Genomic DNA, 16,421 nt, shown 5'->3' on the forward strand with positions numbered 1-16,421 from the left:
CGCCGCACCCGTTCATCCCCCATTCCCACGCCGCAGAAAGGCTCCTGCCCGATGTCCGACATGCTCCGCGCCCCCGCCGAGACCAAGTACGCCGATGAGCTGGACTACCTGGAGTCGGTCGACTCCGGCCCGAAGCCGTCCACGTGGCGGCTGTCCCCGAAGATGATCCGCACCTTCGTCCTCGGCTCCGAGCCCTCCGACGGCATGGAGCGCGAGGTGGCCCAGAAGTGGTTCGGCGAGCGCAGCGTGGTCGAGCGGGCGATCGTCACGCTCGCCTCCGACCGCGGCCTGCTGCTGCTCGGCGACCCCGGCACCGGCAAGAGCTGGCTCGCCGAGCTGCTGGCCGCCGCCGTGTGCCGCAACTCCACCCAGGTCGTGCAGGGTACCGCCGGCACCACCGAGGACCACATCAAGTACTCGTGGAACGTGTCCATGGTGATCGCCAAGGGCCAGTCGCGCGCGTCCATGATCCCCTCGCCGATCATGACCGCGATGGAGACCGGCACGATCGGACGCTTCGAGGAGCTCACCCGCTCCACCAGCGACGTCCAGGACGCGCTGATCTCCATCCTCTCCGAGAAGTACGTGTCGGTGCCCGAGTTGAAGGGCGAGGACGGCACGGTGTTCGCCAAGCCCGGCTTCGCGGTGATCGCCACCGCCAACAGCCGCGACCGCGGCGTCAATGACCTGTCGTCGGCGCTCAAGCGGCGCTTCAACTTCGTCCAGATCCCGGTGGTGACGGACAAGCGGAGCGAGGCGGAGATCGTCCGCTTCCGCACCGAGGAGCTGCTGCGCCGCCACCAGATCGAACTGGACGTGCCGCCCACCCTGCTGGACGTACTGCTGCGCTCCTTCGAGGACCTGCGCGCCGTCGCGACGGCGGCGGGCAGCGACGACGAGCGGCTGGAGTCGGCCCTGTCCACCGCCGAGCAGATCGGCGTACTGGAGGACGCCATCCTGCACAGCAACTTCTTCGGCGAGCGCGCGCTCACCGCCCACGCCCTCGGCTCCTCCCTGGTCGCCTCGCTCAGCCGTCGCGCGCCCGAGGACACCAGCATCCTCACCAAGTACCTGGCCAACACCGTCCACCAGCGCAGTGAGCAGGAGGGCGGCGAGTGGCCGCAGTTCCTCGCCGCCGGCCTGGACACCCTCAAGGCGCTCGCATGAGCCGCGCCAGCACCCGGGTGCCCGCCACCGGCGGGCACCCCGGCCCCGACACGTTCAGCGCGCTGCGGAGCCAACTCGACGCGGCTGCCGCCGAGTTCGCCGACGGCCCGGGCGCCCTGGACGGCATCCTCCGCGGCCTCGTGAGCGACGTCGAGCGCGCCCTGCGCGAGCCGCTGGAGATCTTCCCGGTCTGCCACCACTCGCCGGCCTCCGCCACCGCCATGGCCCGCCACCTGCGTGCCCGGCAGCCGAGGACGGTCTTCCTCGAACTGTGCGAGGACATGGCCCCGTTGCTCACCGAGCTGCGCAACTGCCGCCTGCCGGTGGCCGTCCAGGCCTTCGCCACCCGGATCGACGGGTTCCCCGCCGACTGGGCGCCGCTGTCCGTGGTCGCGCCGATCACCGAGGCCTCCGCCGAGTACCAGGCCATCGCGTACGCGTTGGAGACGCCCGGCGTGGACCTGGTCCTCGTCGACCGGTCCTCGGACCACGTCTTCCAGTGGCAGCCCCGCCCGGACGCCCCGGACAGCGTGGACGGCTCGGACGCCGCCGAGGCCGCGGCGGCCGCCGCCGCCCAGGCCGACGTGGGCGCGGCTGCCTCCCAGGAGGCCGCACTGCACGGCGACGCGGTCGGCGTCGAACTGGGCGACCTGCGGCCCCGCTTCGCCGACCTCGAACGGCACCTGCTGCGCCACGGCAAGGTGCGGCACTGGTCGGAGTGGTGGCACCAGTACGTCGAGGGGCCGCTCGGCGACGCCGACCACGACACCTACCGGCAGGTCATGTTCCTGATCGGCAGCCTCTTCCGCCGCCTGGCGCCCGGAGATCCGGGCCGTGTGCGGGTGGACGAGGACCGCGAGCGGTACATGTGGACCCGCATCCGCGAGCACCTGGCCGCCACCGGCGCCGACCCGGCGCAGAGCGTCTACGTCTGCGGCGCCTTCCACGCCGCCAGCCGGGTCGAGGAGTTCGGCCTCCACGGCACCGACACCTTCGCCGTGCCCCCGCGCACCGCCACCGAGTGGCAGTACGGCCTGATCCCCTCCAGTCACACCGCCATCGAGAGGCAGTTCGGCCTCGAAGGCGGGTCGGTGTCGATCGCCGCCGCCCAGTGGGAGAAGAACCTCAAGCGCACCCGGGTCCAGCCCTACCGGCTCAAGGGCCAGGCCGGTGCCGGGGCGAAGGCCACCCGCGCCCGCAAGGCGGTCGCCGCCGCCCCCGCCGCGGACGGCGACAGCACCGACAAGCTGGCCGGATTCCTGCAACGACCGCCCGCCCTCGACCAGTTGGACCAGGAGGAACTGCTCGGCTGGTCCGTGGAGATCGTGCGAGCGGCCCGCCGCAACGGCTACCTCGCCTCCACCGCCGACGCCATCGCCGTGTACGAGACGTCCATCCTTCTCGCGGGCATGCGCGACCGCGCCCGCCCGACCCCGTACGACTTCCAGGACGCGGCCGTCACCTGCATCGAGAAGGAGACCGTGCCCGGCCGGCGCAACGTCCGGCGCCTGGTCGAGATCATGATGGGCGGCGACCGGATCGGCCAGGTCGGCTACGAGTCGCTGCCCCCGCTGGCCCGCGACGTCCACGACCGCCTCGCCCCGCTCGGCCTCAACCTCCAGGCCCGCGGCGTCAAGCGCGCGCTGCTTGACATCAAGTCCCAGCCCGACCTGCGCCCCTGCTCCGACGTGCTCTGGATGCTGCGCCACCTGATCCCCGACGCCGCCCGCCCGATCATGGGCGAGCGCACCCTCGGCGACGAGCCCAAGCAGGAGTCCTGGGACCTCTCGCTCGGCACCCACCAGCGCGCCCTGATCGAGCTCGGCTACGAAGGCGTCACGCTCGAACAGGTCCTCGAACAGCGCCTGCGCCGGGAGGCCAACGCCCCGCAGGCCAATGCCGCCGTCGTCCTGCGGACCGTGGAGGACGCCACCCTGTACCTCGGCAGCCGGCGGCTCGCCGACGAACTCGGCGCCCGCGCCCTCCAGGTGCTGACCACCGAGCGCAGCGTCGACGGCGCCCCCGAGGTGCTGCGCCGGGTCCGGAAGCTGCTGGCGTTCTACCGCACCGGTGAGCCGGTCCTGCCCCGGTGGATCGAGCGGTTCGCCGAGGCAGGGTACGCCCACTACTGCGCCCTGCTCCCCACCGCGTTCACCGACGAGACGGCGACGGTGCGCCAGGTCGCGGCCATGCTGAGCTTCCTGTTCAGCATGGAGGGCCTGGCCCTGTCCCTGGGCGGGGACCGCGCCCAACTCGAACTCGCCGTCGCCCGGTCCGACCCGCAGGACCAGGCCAAGCGCGCCCTGCTGTGGGCCGCGCGGGTCCACCTCGGCCACCTCACCCGCCAGGACCTGCGCGAGCGCTGCGACGAACTGCTCGCCAACCCGCTCCTGCTGCCCGCCTACCCGCGCTACCTCAGCGGGCTGCTCCACGCGCTGGAGCCGGTGCCCAGCCTGGTCGACCTCGTCGTCGAGGCGGTCTCGCACGCCTTCGCCCGCCTGCCCGACCCGGTCCTGCTGCCCTGGCTGCCGACCCTGATCACCACCCTGCGCAGCGGCGGCGCCGAGCTCGCCCCGAAGCTCACCAAGGAAGCCGGACGCATCTTCCCCGGCCGGCTCGCCGAACTGGACACCTGGGTGCCGCCGTGGCTCGCACCGGCGCCCCAGCGGGTCCGGCCCGGCGGCGGCACCGCCGGCCGGGGCTCCGCCCTGCTCGCAGCGCACCCCGCCGGTTGCGACGCGCTCGCCGCCCTCCTGGGCTGCGACGGGTCCTGGACGGCGCCGCAGACCCCGGCGGGCTCGGCGCTCCTCGGCCGGCACCCCGAGACGGCCGCCGCCCTGGCGTCCCTGCTCGGCGCCGCCTGAGCGGACGGAGAGCGGACGGAGAGCGGACGGACGCCGACGCTGACGGCGCGGGGGCGGTCCCGCCGGTTACGGACCGCCCCCCGTGCCGTCGCCACCGGCCCACGACACCCGTCAGCGCGCCGACGGGACGAGGACGGTGCGCTCGAACGGGCCGCCGTGCGAGGCGGCGTACGCGACGGCGTCGTTGACCGCGTCGAGGCTGAACGACCGGACCCGTTCGGGGGCGAGGTCCAGGGCGCCCGAGGCGAGCAGCCGGATGATGCCGACGTTCGCCGTGCGCGGGTACATCCACTGGCCGCGCACGGTGACCGAGTTGCGCATGAGCCACGGGTAGGGGAGGGCGAGGTCGTCGCCGCCGAGCATGCCGACACCGCCCATGAGGACCACGCGCCCGTACTCGCGCACGGTCATGGCCGCCGTGCGCGCCACCGAGCTGGGTGCGCTCGGCGGCAGCAGGTCGAGCACCATGTCGATCGGGCCGTCGCCCGCCGCGGCCATCGCCGCGCGGTCGTCGGCCTCGTCCCCGGTGAGCGGGACGGGGCGCACCCGGGGGCCGAACCGGTCGGCGAGGAGGTCGAGCGCGGCCCGGTTGCGGCCGGGGGCGACCACCAGGCCCGCCCCCATCGCCAGCGCGAGCGCGACCGCGCTGCTGCCGAGGTTGCCGGTCGCCCCGCTGACGAGCAGCGTCTCACCGGCCGCGAGCCCGCCGGCCAGCAGCCCGCCGTACGGGATGACGTGCACGCCGAGCGCGGCCCAGCGGGCCGGGTCGTCCCCGGCCGCCGGGGGCAGCGGGTACACGTTCTCCGTCGGGACCCGCATGAGCTCGGCGAAGGACCCGTCGTGCAGGTACCGGGCGAGCCGCGCGCCGCCCTCGCCGCGCGAGCTCCAGCCCTGGAGGGTGATGTCGGGCGTCAGGGCGTCGTCCCGGGAGCGGACCGTGCAGTCGCACCACACCAGGTCGCCGACCCGCAGCCGGGTGGCGTCCGGGCCCACCTGGACGACGCGTGCCACGCCGCCGATGCCGGGCACGACGGGAGGCACGAGGGGGTACTTCCGCTCGCCGCCGAACACCTCGGCCGCGTACGGGGCCACGCAGGCGGCGAGCACCCGGACCACCACCTCGCCGCCGCCGGCCTCGGGGTCGGGTACCTCCCGCACCGTGAGCGGGGCACCGAACCGTGTCAGGACTGCTGCTCGCACGTGTGAGCCTCCATGGTCGTCTTCGTCTTCGTCTGCGGACGCCTTCGTCTTCGGACGTCTCCGTCTTCGGACGTCTCCGTCTTCGGACGTCTCCGTCTTCGGACGTCTCCGTCCGTGCTCGTCGTGATCGACCCTAGGAGCCCGGCGGGCATGCGGGAAGCGACGATCGAGCACGTGTGGTATGCGTATGCGGCATGGACGTCTCCAGTACCGGCCTGCGGGTCCTGCGACAGATCGCGGAGTCCGGCAGCTTCACCGCGGCCGCCACCCGGCTCGGCTACACCCAGTCGGCGGTCTCACGCCAGGCCGCCTCCCTCGAACGGAGCGCGGGCACCGCCCTGTTCGAACGCCGCCCCGACGGAGTGCGGCTCACTCCCGCGGGCCTGACCCTGCTGCGCCACGCCCGGACGATCCTGGACAGCCTGGCCGCGGCCGAGCGCGACCTCACCGGCACCGCCCCGCAGGCCGAACTGCTGCGACTCGGACTGTTCCTGAGCGCGGGCGCGGGCCTCCTGCCCCTTGCGCTCGCCCGCCTCGCGGCAACCGACCCGCAGATCACGGTCACGACCACCGAGGGCGCCACGCCCGCGCTGGTCCGGGCCCTGCGCGCGGGCTCGATCGACCTCGCCGTGCTGTCCTCCCGCCCGCCCCACCGCCCTGTGGACGGCGAGTCGCCGCGCCTGCACGTCGAGACCGTCGCGGACACCGAGCTGCTCCTGGCGGCGCCTTCGACCGGAGGGTTCGCCGGTCGCACCGCGGTGCACGTCGACGAACTGCTCGACGCCCGGTGGATCGCCACTCCCGCGTCCGGCTCCGAGCCGCTGCTCGGCGTCTGGCCCGGCCTGCCCGGCCGGCCGCGCATCGTCCACTCCGCGCGCGACTGGCTGACGAAACTCCACCTGGTCGCCGGCGGCTTCGGGGTGACGACGGTGCCCGCCCGGCTCGCGCCGCTGCTGCCGTCCGGGGTGAGCCTGCTGCGCGTCGAAGGCGCCCCGCCCGAGATCCGCCGGATCCTGGTGGCCCGACTCCCCGGCCGCCCGACCCCGACCGTCACGGCCGTCACCCGGGCTATCGTCGCCACCGCCTGATCCGGGTGGGCACCCCAGCCCCCCGAGCCCCCCGACCCCCGCGAATGTGAACGGACGATGGGGCGCGATGCCCCTCTGCTGCGGGGGTGTTTCGTTCTCATGTCCATGTCCCCTGGTCACTGGCGCTACGACACCAGTCGTACACAGACTCGGATCCGCACGACCGTGCCGTCCGACTCCGTCCGACTCCCAGCTCCAGGAAGTTCTGCCGCCATGCGCACCTCCCTCAGACCCGACGTCCCCCAGGCGCTTCCGCCGCACCTGGTGGGGAGGTGCGCTCCGTGCTCCGGTACGTGACCCGCAGAGCGGCGGGCTGGCTCCTGGTGATCGCCGTGGCCACCAACGCCACCTACTTCCTGGCCAGTTGGTTCCTCGACCCGCGCTCGAACTTCAAGGAACTGCGCCCGGTCCGCACCGAGGAGCAGCTGTCCCGGGCCCTGGCCCCGTACAACCTCGACCCGCACGAACCGCTGCTCCACCGCTGGTGGGACTGGCTGACCGGCGTGGTCCTGCACTTCGACTGGGGCCGTTCCCCGGTCGGGGTCGAGGTGAACGGGGAGATCGGCTACCGCTCCCTGGTCAGCGCCGAGTTGGTGATCGGTGCGACGGTCCTGTCGGTCGTCGTCGGTGTCGCGCTCGCGGTCCACACCGCCTCGCGCCAGTACGGCTGGCGGGACCGGGCGGCCCAGGCCGTGTCCATGGCGCTGTTCAACGTCCCGGTGTCCATCGCCGCCCTCGCACTGGTGCTGCTGGCCATCCGGCTGAACGAGCAGGCCGGCTGGCACTTCCTGTACGTCGCGGGGGAGAACTCGCCCGACGTGGAAGGGTTCTGGGCGACGCTCGGTGACCGGCTGCTGCACCTGATCCTGCCGACGCTGACGCTCACCCTGACGGGGTACGTGGGCTACCACCTCACCCAGCGCTCCCTGCTGCTGGACGTCATCGGCTCCGACTTCGTGCGCACCGCCCGGGCCACCGGGCTCACCCGCGCCCAGGCGATCCGCCGGCACGCCCTGCGCACCGCACTGATCCCCACCGCCCAGTCCGTGGCGTTCAGCATCCCGGCGGTCTTCACCGGCGCGGTCCTCACGGAGACGATCTTCGGCTGGAACGGCATGGGTCAGTACTTCATCCAGACCATCAGCAAGAACGACGTGCACGGCACGGTGGCGACCGCCGCCTTCGCCGCCGCCCTGACGGCGGTCGGCGCGATCCTCGCGGACATCGCCACCGTCCTCCTCGACCCGAGAGTGCGGGTGAACTGAGATGGCCGTCCCCGTGAGCCCCGACGCGACCTCCGAGGGCGCGCTCGCCACGGCAGCCGCACCCGCCACCGGCAGGCCCGACGTGCCCGACGTGCCCGACGGGCGCTACCTGGGCCGGCGCCGCCTCTACCTGCGGCGCTTCCTGCGCAACCGGACCGCCGTCGCCGGCGTGGTGATCTTCCTGCTGCTGGTGCTGTTCAGCGCGCTCGGCGACCTCCTCACCCCGTACGGCTACGCCGACGCCGACTTCTCGGCACTGACCCAGGCCCCCAGCGCCGAGCACTGGTTCGGCACCAACCAGGGCGGCAACGACGTCTACGCCGCCGTCGTGCACGGCCTCCAGCGCTCGCTGGTGATCGCGGTGAGCGTGTCCGTGCTGACCGTCGCCATCGCCGCGGTCGTGGGCGCGGGCGCGGCCTACCTCGGCGGCCGGGTGGAGAAGGCCACCCTCGCCGTCATCCACTTCCTGCTGATCGTGCCCTCCTTCCTCGTCCTCGCCCTGGTCTCGCACCGGCTGGCGGGCGACTGGCGGGTCCTCATCCTGGTCCTGACGGTGTTCGGCTGGATGTCCACCGCGCGCGTGGTCTGGTCGGTGTCGACGTCCCTGCGCGAGCGCGACTACGTGCGCGCCGCCGAGTACATGGGCGTGCGCCCCCTGCGCATCGTGCTGCGCCACATCATCCCGAACCTGGGCTCCCTGCTCATCGTCAACCTCACCCTGGGGGTGGTCTCCACCGTGCTCAGCGAGACCGCCCTGTCGTTCCTCGGCTTCGGCGTGCAGACCCCGGACGTGTCGCTGGGCACGATGCTCGCCGACGGCGCGGGCACCATCACCAGCGCTCCCTGGCTCTTCGCCTTCCCCGCCGGGCTGACCGTCCTGCTCACCGTCTCGATGACCTTCGTCGGCGACGGCCTGCGCGACGCCCTCGACCCCACCTCCACCACCGGCGCGGCAGGAGCCCGACGATGACCTTCGCACCCGCCCGCCGTACCGGGCCCGCAGCGGCTCCCGCGGCCGCCCCGACGGCCGATCCGACACCCGCCCCCGTGGTCGCCTCCGTGCCCGCCCCCGTCCTCTCCGTACGCGACCTGCGCGTCTCCTTCCCCTCCGAGGCCGGCCCGGTGGAGGCCGTGCGCGGCATCGACTTCGACCTGCTGCCCGGGCGCACCCTGGGCATCGTCGGCGAGTCCGGCTCGGGCAAGTCCGCCACCGCCCTCGCCGTCATGGGCCTGCTGCCGCCCACCGCGCGCCTCGGCGGCCGGATCCTGCTGGGTGGCCGCGACCTCGCGGCGATGGACGACAAGGCCCTCTCCCGGGTGCGCGGCAAGGACATCGGCATGGTCTTCCAGGACCCGATGTCCGCGCTCACGCCCATCTACAGCGTCGGCCGGCTGCTCTCCCAGGCCCTGCGCGTGCACCGGGACCTCACGAAGCAGGACGCGTGGGAGCAGGCGGTGGAACTGCTCGACCTGGTCGGTATCCCCGACCCGCGCGAACGCGCCAAGTCCTTCCCGCATGAGTTCTCCGGCGGCATGCGCCAACGCGTCGTCATCGCCCTGGCCATCGCCAACAAGCCCTCGGTCCTCGTCGCCGACGAACCCACCACGGCACTCGACGTCACCGTCCAGGCCCAGATCCTGGACGTGCTGCGCCTGGCCCAGCGCGAGACCGGCGCCGGCCTCGTCCTGATCACCCACGACCTGGGCGTGGTGGCGGGCCACGCCGACGAGGTCGCCGTCATGTACGCGGGGCGGATCGTCGAGCACGCGAGCGTCGACGAGCTCTTCCGCCGCCCCACGATGCCGTACACCGCCCGCCTGCTGGCCAGCGTCCCCACCGTGGACAGCGGCGTCGAACGGCCCCTGATCCCGGTCGGCGGGGAGCCGCCGTCCCTGGTCGGCCTGCCCGGCGGCTGCCCCTTCGCGCCCCGCTGCGCGGTCGCCCAGGACGTGTGCCGGACCACCGAACCGGTCCTGACCGCCCCCGGCCTGACCACCCCTGGCCCGACCACCGTGAGCGGGCAGCAGCACAGCCGTGTCGCCTGCCACCGCGCGCAGGAGATCGCCGACGGAACCCTCGACCCGGCCGGGGAGGCCGCCCTCGTACCGCCGGCCGGCGGCGCCGGGGAGCGGACCGTCGGCGAGGTGGTCCTGCGGGTGGAGGACCTGGTCAAGACGTTCCCCGTCACCAAGGGCGCCCTCCTCAAGCGCCGGGTGGGCACCCTGCACGCCGTCAACCAGGTCAGCTTCGAGGTGCGCGCGGGCGAGACCCTGGCCCTGGTGGGGGAGTCCGGCAGCGGCAAGACCACCACCCTGCGCGAGGTGCTGCGGCTGCGCGCCCCCGAGGGCGGCCGCATCGAGGTGGCCGGCACCGACGTCGCCACCCTCCACGCTGCGGTCCAGGTGCGCGAGCTGCGGCGCGACGTCCAGATCGTCCTCCAGGACCCGACGGACGCCCTCGACCCCCGCCTGACCGTCTTCGACCTGCTGGCCGAACCGCTCCAGGCCGCCGGCGCCGACCGGGCGGCCATCCGCTCCCGGGTCACCCGGCTGCTGGACGTGGTGGGCCTGGACCGCGCCATGGGCGACCGCTTCCCCGCCGCCCTGTCCGGCGGCCAGCGCCAGCGCGTCGGCATCGCCCGTGCCCTGGCCCGGGAGCCGAAGCTGCTGGCCCTGGACGAGCCGCTGTCCGCGCTGGACGTCTCCGTGCAGGCCGAGATCATCAACCTGCTCACCCGGCTCAAGCGCGAACTGGGCCTGGCCTACCTGCTGGTGGCCCACGACCTGGCCGTGGTGCGCTACGTCTCCGACCGCATCGCGGTGATGTACCTCGGGCACATCGTCGAGTCCGGCGCCACCGAGGAGATCTTCGCCCGGCCCCGGCACCCGTACACCAAGGCCCTGCTGTCGGCGATCCCGGTGCCCGACCCGGCACGCGAGCGCCACCGCGAGCGCATCGTCCTCGCGGGCGAGCAGCCCAGTGCCACCCGCCTCCCGGAGGGCTGCGTGTTCGTCGACCGCTGCCCGCTGTACCGGGAGGCCGACGAGGCCGTACGGACCCGCTGCCGCACCGAGCGGCCGGCGACCGCCGCCGCCCCGGACGGCTCCGACCACCAGTACGCCTGCCACGCGGTCTGACCCCGCACCGGCAGCACCCGCCCCTTCCCCTGTTCACCGATCCCACCGATCCCACCGATTCCCACAAGGACATCCCATGCGTCGGAAGCTCGCTCTGCCCCTCGCGCTCGTCGCGGCCGTCACGGTCGCGGCCACCGCGTGCTCCTCCTCGTCCTCCTCCGGTGGTTCCTCCTCCGCCGGAGGCGCCGGGCAGAACGCCAAGAACGCCGCCAAGGTCGCGTCCTCGGTCACCGACTACAACCCGCAGCCGTACGACAACGTCAAGGACGGCGGCACCTACACCACCGCGGGCACCTTCGACGAGCAGGGCAACCCCTTCAACGTCAACGGGACCCTGAACTCCGTGCGGATCTGGTCCTGGTACAACGCCGACGCCATCACCTACTCGCCCACCGGCGAGGTCCAGTACAACCCGGACTACTACAGCGACGTGAAGGTCTCCGTCGAGGGCGGCGACCAGAAGGTCGTCATCACCCTCAACCCCAAGGCCGTGTTCAACGACGGGACCCCCATCGACTGGCGGGCCATCGAGGCCACCTGGAAGGCCAACAACGGCTCGAACAAGGACTACGCGGCCAACTCCACCGACGGCTACGACCGCATCACCTCCGTCACCCGGGGCGCGGACGACAAGCAGGCGGTCATCGCCTTCAAGGGCGTCAACCCCTCCTGGTCGGCGCTGTTCACCACCTTCCTGCACCCCGAGGCCGCCACCGTCGACAACTTCAACAAGGCGTACGTCAAGACGGCCCACCCCGAGTGGGGCACCGGACCGTACACCGTCGGCACCTGGGACGCTCACTCCGGCAACATCACCTTCGTGCGCAACCCCAACTGGTGGGGCAGGAAGGGCAAGCTGGACAAGCGGGTCTACGTCAACCTGGAGAGCGGCGCCTCGATCAACGCCTTCAAGAACGGCGAACTCGACTACACCTCCGCCGTGGACGCGGAGAACCTCAAGCAGGTGAAGGCCGTCAAGGACGCCGAGATCCGCAGCGGCGGCAGCCCCTTCGAGTACTCGCTGTACCTCAACACCAAGTCCCCGCTCCTCGGTGACCTCCAGGTCCGCAAGGCGGTGCAGGAGAGCATCGACCGCCCGCAGATAGCGAAGATCCAGTTCCAGGGCCTGGACTACACCGAGCCGCTGCCCGGCTCCGCCGTGCTCTACAGCTTCCAGCAGGGCTACCAGGACAACGTCGCCGCCGTGTTGAAGTACGCCCCGGACGAGGCCCGGAAGACCCTGGACGCGGCCGGCTGGACGCCCGGTCCGGACGGCATCCGCACCAAGGACGGCAAGCAGCTCGCACTCGGCTACACCCTGCTCGGCGACGACCCGATCGAGAAGGCCACCGCCTCCGCGCTCACCGCGATGCTCAAGGGCGTCGGCGTGAAGCTGGACATCAACAAGGTCTCCTCGAACGACTTCTCCAAGGTGCTCAGCGAGCGCCGCTTCGACCTGTTCATCTCCGGCAACCGCTCGACCGACCCCTTCGGCGCCCGTAACCTGTGCGACTTCTACTGCTCGGACCGCGACTCCAACATCACCGGCGCCGGCACCCCCGAGCTGGACCAGGAGATCCGCGCCACCGGCCAGATCGCCGACCTCGGGCAGCAGATCGAGGCCGTCAACAAGGTCGAGCAGAAGGCCCTCCAGCAGTACGCCTTCCTGCCGCTCTACAGCGGCCCCTCCACCTACGGCATCAAGAAGGGCCTCGCCAACGTCGGCGCCACCATCTTCTACAGCCCGCTGCCCGAGACCATCGGCTGGCAGAAGTAGCAACCCCCACCCGCCTGCGCGTCCACCGCTACCGCTACCGCTACCGCCACGGCTACTGGTCGGCGGTCCCGAAGTGGTGGACGCGCCGGCCCCGGCGCCGGGGCTCCGACGCGGACACGACGCGCCGGATCAGGGCCCCTGCCACACGCTCACCTGGAGGGTGACGTAGGTCGGCGAGTTCTCGTTGACGGACGTCACCTGGACGCCCGCGATCAGTCCCGGCCGTTCGAGGATGCAGAAGACGGACCCGGGCGTGCTGGGCGCACCGGTGATGAACTGGGTCCCCGTGGAGCAGGCCTGGTAGGTCGGCGTGCTCCCGTTCGGCAGGGCGAGCATCCTCTCCGACGTGCCGGCTTCGATCTGCTGCCCTCCCTGGTCCGCCTTCCACGAGATGTCCCCGCTGGAGTTGGTGGCGCCGACGATGTCGGGCTGCGTGGGCTTCTGGGGCCCCAGCGGTGCGTAGTAGAGCGCGGGGAGTTGGAAGCTGTACGACCCGCGCAGTGTCCCGGCGGCGCCGGTCGGCCCGGGTGACACGGGTGACACGGTGGCGGTGTCGGAGACCGAGGGCACCGGAGGCACCGGGGCCGTCGGGGGAGCGGGAGAGGGCGACCTCCACTCGGTCTGCGTCACCGTCACCGTCGGGCTCGGCGTGGCGGCTTGGGTGCCACCGTAGAAGGCCCCGCCGATCGCCGTCACCAGAGCCGCGGCCGCGGTGATGATCCCCGGCAGTGTGGTGAAGAAGGTGACGAAGCGGGTCGGCCCCCCGGGGCCGGTTGGTGAGTCCTGGTCCGACGTCATTTGCGGCCCCCTCGGGCATTGTGATGCACCGTCAGCAACGCGGAGCATAGCCCTCCGGGCGCGTCCGGAAGCCGGCAGTTGCCGATCCGTGACTACCCGCTGTCGCTGCCGTTGCCGCTCTGCCACCTGGCCCGGAACGCGCAGCTCTCCGGTCGCCGGCCGCCCGGATCCGGTCAACTCGGTACCGCGCTCGGCGGAATTCACCGAGATCGCAGGCGGCCGGGTGCCGGTGGACCCTACGCTCGCACGAACACTGTGGCGCGAAGGGGGATGCCGTGGCCCGTGGACCTGTCCGGCGACGCCGGTCGACCGCTGCGCGCCGGGCGCGTCGGCTGCGGCAGGCGCGGGACAACGCGGTGCTGCTGGGCGTGGCGGCCGTGATCGTCCTCGTGCTGCTCTCGGTGGCGGTGCGCTGGCTGGCCCAGCACCTGCTGCTGGTGGCCCTGCTCCTCCTCGCGGGCGCGGGGGCGGGCGTCGCCGTGCTGCGTACGCGCGTCCGGGCGCGGCAGCGCGAGCTGGACACGCGGGCGGCCCAACTGCGGCACATCGGGCCGTTCCTGGCGATGAGCCCGAAGGCGTTCGAGCACGCGCTGGCCGACCTGTGCCGGCGGGACGGCTGCACCAAGGTCTCGGTGGTCGGCGGAGCCGGGGACCTCGCGGCGGACGTGCTGGCCACCACCCCCACCGGACAGCGGATCCTGATCCAGGCCAAGCGCTACGGACCGCGGACGTTCGTCGGCTCCCAGGACGTCCAGCGCGTCAACGGCACCTACCGCGACGTGCACCGCTGCGACCTGGCCGCCGTGGTGACGACCAGCTCGTTCACCAAGGCCGCCGCCGCATTCTGCGCACAGGTCGGCATCCGCGCCGTCGACCGCCGCTCCCTCGCCCGCTGGGCGGAGGGCACGGGCGTCCCACCCTGGGCCTGACCCGCCCGGTCGACGCCGACGACGGCCACGGAGGCCGTCCCCGGACTCACCGCCCGTGACCAGCGCGGGCCGTTGTCAGAGGCGCTTGGCAGGATGATCCCCATGCTCGCCATCCACCCTGACCAGCACCTTGACGACCGGCCCGCGCGGCCCGCTCCCCCCACCGTCCGGGGAGGCTTCGAGGTGCACCTGACCGTCGGGCCCGGCGCGGCCGACGCACTGGCCGCGTGGGCCGACGGTCACGGACTGAAGTTCACCCACATCCTGCTGGAGCGCGGTACGTCGCCCTCGCAGCCGATGCTCACCCTGCGCGCCGACGGCACGCTGGAGGAGGTCGCCGTCCTGACCGCCCGGGTCCGGGGCCGGGCCGAGCGGGCCGGATTCACCGTTCTGCGGGCGAAGATCGAGGCCACGCCGTGGGCGGAGGGTGTCCCGGCCTCGGACGAGGACGCCGCCTCGCACGGGGCCGGGCGCTACTTCGAGCACCACGTCAAGCTGTTGCTGCCGGCTGGGATCCCGGCGGCCGACTCCGCCCGCTTCGCCGAGCTCACCGCACTGGCCGTCCGGCACGGCGCGCACCTGTCGCGCAACCCGCGACGGACGCGCGAGGACGGCCGGCGCGAGTGGTTCGTGACCCAGCGGTGCCGCCTGGTCGGCCTGGACACCGCGGGCCGCCGGTTGGACGCGCTGCTGCGGGACCTCGCCGCCGACGGTCGCGAAGTGGCCTCGGTGGAGCGCGAGTTCGTCGTCGTCGACAGTGACGAGACCCTGGACGCGGGATGGATCACCGAGCCCGGGCACAGCGCCCGGCCGTACGGAGCAGGAGAGTCGACATGACCGAGGACCAGTCCCAGCCCCGACCCGATGCGCCCGTGGCATGGGAGGACCTGCGGTACGGCCCCTGGCGGGGGGTCCTGCTGCCCAAGCAGCCGCCGTCGGAGGACGTCCGGGTGGATCGGGAGCTGCCCAGGAGCCTTCGCCCGATCGACGACGAGACGGTGACCCAGCAGCCGGTCTTCGACCCCGCCCTCGCCGGGTACGCCCGCGCCCTCCGGCCCAGCGAGCCCGCGTTCGCCGACCCCGGGCTCGCCGAACGCTGGCTCACCGCGCGGCGCGAGGCGCTCGACACCGTGCTGTCCGCCGTCGCCGGCTCGCCGTGGGCCGAACACCTGGTGCTGCGCGGAAGCGTCCTGCTGCGGGCCTGGTACGGCGAACAGGCCCGTGAGCCCGGTGACCTGGACTTCGTGGTCCGCCCGGTGGACTGGCAACTGGAGGACGAGCGCACGGAGCGCATGCTCGGCGAACTCGCCACCGCCGCCGAACGCCTCTCGGGCGAGGTGCGGCTGCACGCGGACCAGGCGCTCAGCGACGAGATCTGGACGTACAGCAGGATCCCCGGGCGCAGGCTCGTGCTGCCGTGGTCGGCGCCGGGCGTCCCGGGCGGGAGCGTCCAACTCGACTTCGTCTTCACCGAGCACCTGCCCGTCGCACCGCAGTCCTACCGGCTCCCGGGCGTCACCGGACCGCTGCTCGGCGCGACGCCGGAGCTCTCCCTCGCGTGGAAGCTCCTGTGGCTGGTGTCCGACAACCACCCCCAGGGCAAGGACCTCTACGACGCGGTCCTGCTCTCCCGCACCGCCGAGGTTCCTTACGCGCTGCTGCGGCAGGTCTTCACCCAGTCCGACGAGTCCTGGTCGCGCCGGCCGGTCCTCCCGGAGCAGATCAGCGGACTGGAGGTCGACTGGGAGGAATTCGCCAAGGACCACCCGCAGTTCGCCGAGCCCGTCGAGGAGTACCCGGCCGACCTGCTCGCCGCGCTCCACCCGACCTTCGCCGACCGCGGCGAGTACGCCCTGCGCGCCCGGTGGCTGGCTCCGCTGATCGAGGAACTGCGGGACGTGCTGGCGAGCGAGGGCATGGAGGAGGTCCAGCAACGGATGGCCCGCCTCCACATGCTCCCGGACAACACCCTGGTGATCACCTGCGAACTCCTCGGCGGCGACCTCACCGCTGCCGACCGCGCCGTCGCCGACCACGTCGGAGTCCCGCCGCGCCGGATGACCCACCTCCTCGCGGAGGCCGCCTCGCGCTACGCGGTCGAGCTCGCGCGCGAGAGCCGGGCGAGCGCCGCCGGCTGAGGCCGTCTGTCGGTGCCGGCGGTCATCATCGCGGTCGTCATGATCACCGGATCAGGA

Annotated in this window: 12 protein-coding genes; 10 read left to right on the forward strand and 2 right to left on the reverse strand. The window is 72.9% G+C overall.

Going from position 1 to position 16,421, the window contains the following annotated elements; genetic code table 11:
• Positions 1 to 51: 51 nt before the first annotated feature.
• Positions 52 to 1,167 (forward strand): AAA family ATPase, encoded by a 1,116-nt coding sequence (locus ACFXPX_RS27870; RefSeq protein ID WP_380522799.1) that lies wholly within the window; start codon positions 52 to 54, stop codon positions 1,165 to 1,167.
• Positions 1,164 to 4,031 (forward strand): hypothetical protein, encoded by a 2,868-nt coding sequence (locus tag ACFXPX_RS27875; protein WP_380643909.1) that lies wholly within the window; start codon positions 1,164 to 1,166, stop codon positions 4,029 to 4,031. The genes ACFXPX_RS27870 and ACFXPX_RS27875 overlap by 4 nt, the downstream gene beginning before the upstream one ends.
• Before the next feature lie 111 nt (positions 4,032 to 4,142).
• On the opposite strand, the gene ACFXPX_RS27880 is transcribed toward ACFXPX_RS27875, so the two are convergent.
• A complete protein-coding gene (locus ACFXPX_RS27880; RefSeq protein WP_380643910.1) occupies positions 4,143 to 5,231 on the reverse strand; it encodes an alcohol dehydrogenase catalytic domain-containing protein in 1,089 nt (362 codons plus the stop codon).
• Positions 5,232 to 5,425: 194 nt separating this feature from the next.
• On the opposite strand from ACFXPX_RS27880, the gene ACFXPX_RS27885 reads away from it, so the two are divergent.
• From ACFXPX_RS27885 to ACFXPX_RS27905, 5 genes are all read left to right on the forward strand, one after another.
• Positions 5,426 to 6,319, forward strand: a complete 894-nt coding sequence (locus ACFXPX_RS27885) for a LysR family transcriptional regulator (RefSeq protein WP_380522801.1) — start codon at positions 5,426 to 5,428, stop codon at positions 6,317 to 6,319.
• Positions 6,320 to 6,600: 281 nt separating this feature from the next.
• A complete protein-coding gene (locus ACFXPX_RS27890; protein ID WP_375893758.1) occupies positions 6,601 to 7,584 on the forward strand; it encodes an ABC transporter permease in 984 nt (327 codons plus the stop codon).
• Position 7,585: 1 nt separating this feature from the next.
• Positions 7,586 to 8,554 (forward strand): ABC transporter permease, encoded by a 969-nt coding sequence (locus tag ACFXPX_RS27895; protein ID WP_380643911.1) that lies wholly within the window; start codon positions 7,586 to 7,588, stop codon positions 8,552 to 8,554.
• Positions 8,551 to 10,722, forward strand: a complete 2,172-nt coding sequence (locus ACFXPX_RS27900; protein WP_380643912.1) for a dipeptide ABC transporter ATP-binding protein — start codon at positions 8,551 to 8,553, stop codon at positions 10,720 to 10,722. Before ACFXPX_RS27895 ends, ACFXPX_RS27900 begins: the two co-directional genes overlap by 4 nt.
• A 76-nt stretch (positions 10,723 to 10,798) precedes the next feature.
• On the forward strand, positions 10,799 to 12,499 hold the full coding sequence (locus ACFXPX_RS27905) for an ABC transporter family substrate-binding protein (RefSeq protein ID WP_375893765.1): 1,701 nt from the start codon (positions 10,799 to 10,801) through the stop codon (positions 12,497 to 12,499).
• Between the two features lie 129 nt (positions 12,500 to 12,628).
• Here the strand turns inward: ACFXPX_RS27905 and ACFXPX_RS27910 are convergent, their stop codons facing one another.
• Positions 12,629 to 13,297, reverse strand: coding sequence for a hypothetical protein (locus ACFXPX_RS27910; protein WP_380643913.1), 669 nt, complete (start codon positions 13,295 to 13,297; stop codon positions 12,629 to 12,631).
• Positions 13,298 to 13,572: 275 nt separating this feature from the next.
• Here ACFXPX_RS27910 and ACFXPX_RS27915 point away from each other — a divergent pair, with 275 nt between their 5' ends.
• The 3 genes from ACFXPX_RS27915 (at position 13,573) to ACFXPX_RS27925 (ending at position 16,364) form a co-directional block, all read left to right on the forward strand.
• Positions 13,573 to 14,226, forward strand: a complete 654-nt coding sequence (locus tag ACFXPX_RS27915) for a restriction endonuclease (protein WP_380593277.1) — start codon at positions 13,573 to 13,575, stop codon at positions 14,224 to 14,226.
• A gap of 102 nt (positions 14,227 to 14,328) precedes the next feature.
• The gene (locus tag ACFXPX_RS27920; RefSeq protein ID WP_380643914.1) at positions 14,329 to 15,063 is read left to right on the forward strand and encodes a hypothetical protein; all 735 of its coding nucleotides are present in this window, start codon (positions 14,329 to 14,331) and stop codon (positions 15,061 to 15,063) included.
• The gene (locus ACFXPX_RS27925; RefSeq protein WP_380643915.1) at positions 15,060 to 16,364 is read left to right on the forward strand and encodes a nucleotidyl transferase AbiEii/AbiGii toxin family protein; all 1,305 of its coding nucleotides are present in this window, start codon (positions 15,060 to 15,062) and stop codon (positions 16,362 to 16,364) included. Before ACFXPX_RS27920 ends, ACFXPX_RS27925 begins: the two co-directional genes overlap by 4 nt.
• The last annotated feature ends 57 nt before the right edge of the window (positions 16,365 to 16,421 follow it).

This window comes from Kitasatospora sp. NPDC059146, from assembly GCF_042786665.1.
Lineage (GTDB): Bacteria > Actinomycetota > Actinomycetes > Streptomycetales > Streptomycetaceae > Kitasatospora.

Bases quoted from the DNA above. Each gene is read 5' to 3' on its own strand.
- ACFXPX_RS27870 (WP_380522799.1), top strand. From the start codon at position 52: ATGTCCGACATGCTCCGCGCCCCCGCCGAGACCAAGTACGCCGATGAG.
- ACFXPX_RS27875 (WP_380643909.1), top strand. From the start codon at position 1,164: ATGAGCCGCGCCAGCACCCGGGTGCCCGCCACCGGCGGGCACCCCGGC.
- ACFXPX_RS27885 (WP_380522801.1), top strand. From the start codon at position 5,426: ATGGACGTCTCCAGTACCGGCCTGCGGGTCCTGCGACAGATCGCGGAG.
- ACFXPX_RS27895 (WP_380643911.1), top strand. From the start codon at position 7,586: ATGGCCGTCCCCGTGAGCCCCGACGCGACCTCCGAGGGCGCGCTCGCC.
- ACFXPX_RS27900 (WP_380643912.1), top strand. From the start codon at position 8,551: ATGACCTTCGCACCCGCCCGCCGTACCGGGCCCGCAGCGGCTCCCGCG.
- ACFXPX_RS27905 (WP_375893765.1), top strand. From the start codon at position 10,799: ATGCGTCGGAAGCTCGCTCTGCCCCTCGCGCTCGTCGCGGCCGTCACG.
- ACFXPX_RS27910 (WP_380643913.1), bottom strand. From the start codon at position 13,297: ATGACGTCGGACCAGGACTCACCAACCGGCCCCGGGGGGCCGACCCGC.
- ACFXPX_RS27920 (WP_380643914.1), top strand. From the start codon at position 14,329: ATGCTCGCCATCCACCCTGACCAGCACCTTGACGACCGGCCCGCGCGG.
- ACFXPX_RS27925 (WP_380643915.1), top strand. From the start codon at position 15,060: ATGACCGAGGACCAGTCCCAGCCCCGACCCGATGCGCCCGTGGCATGG.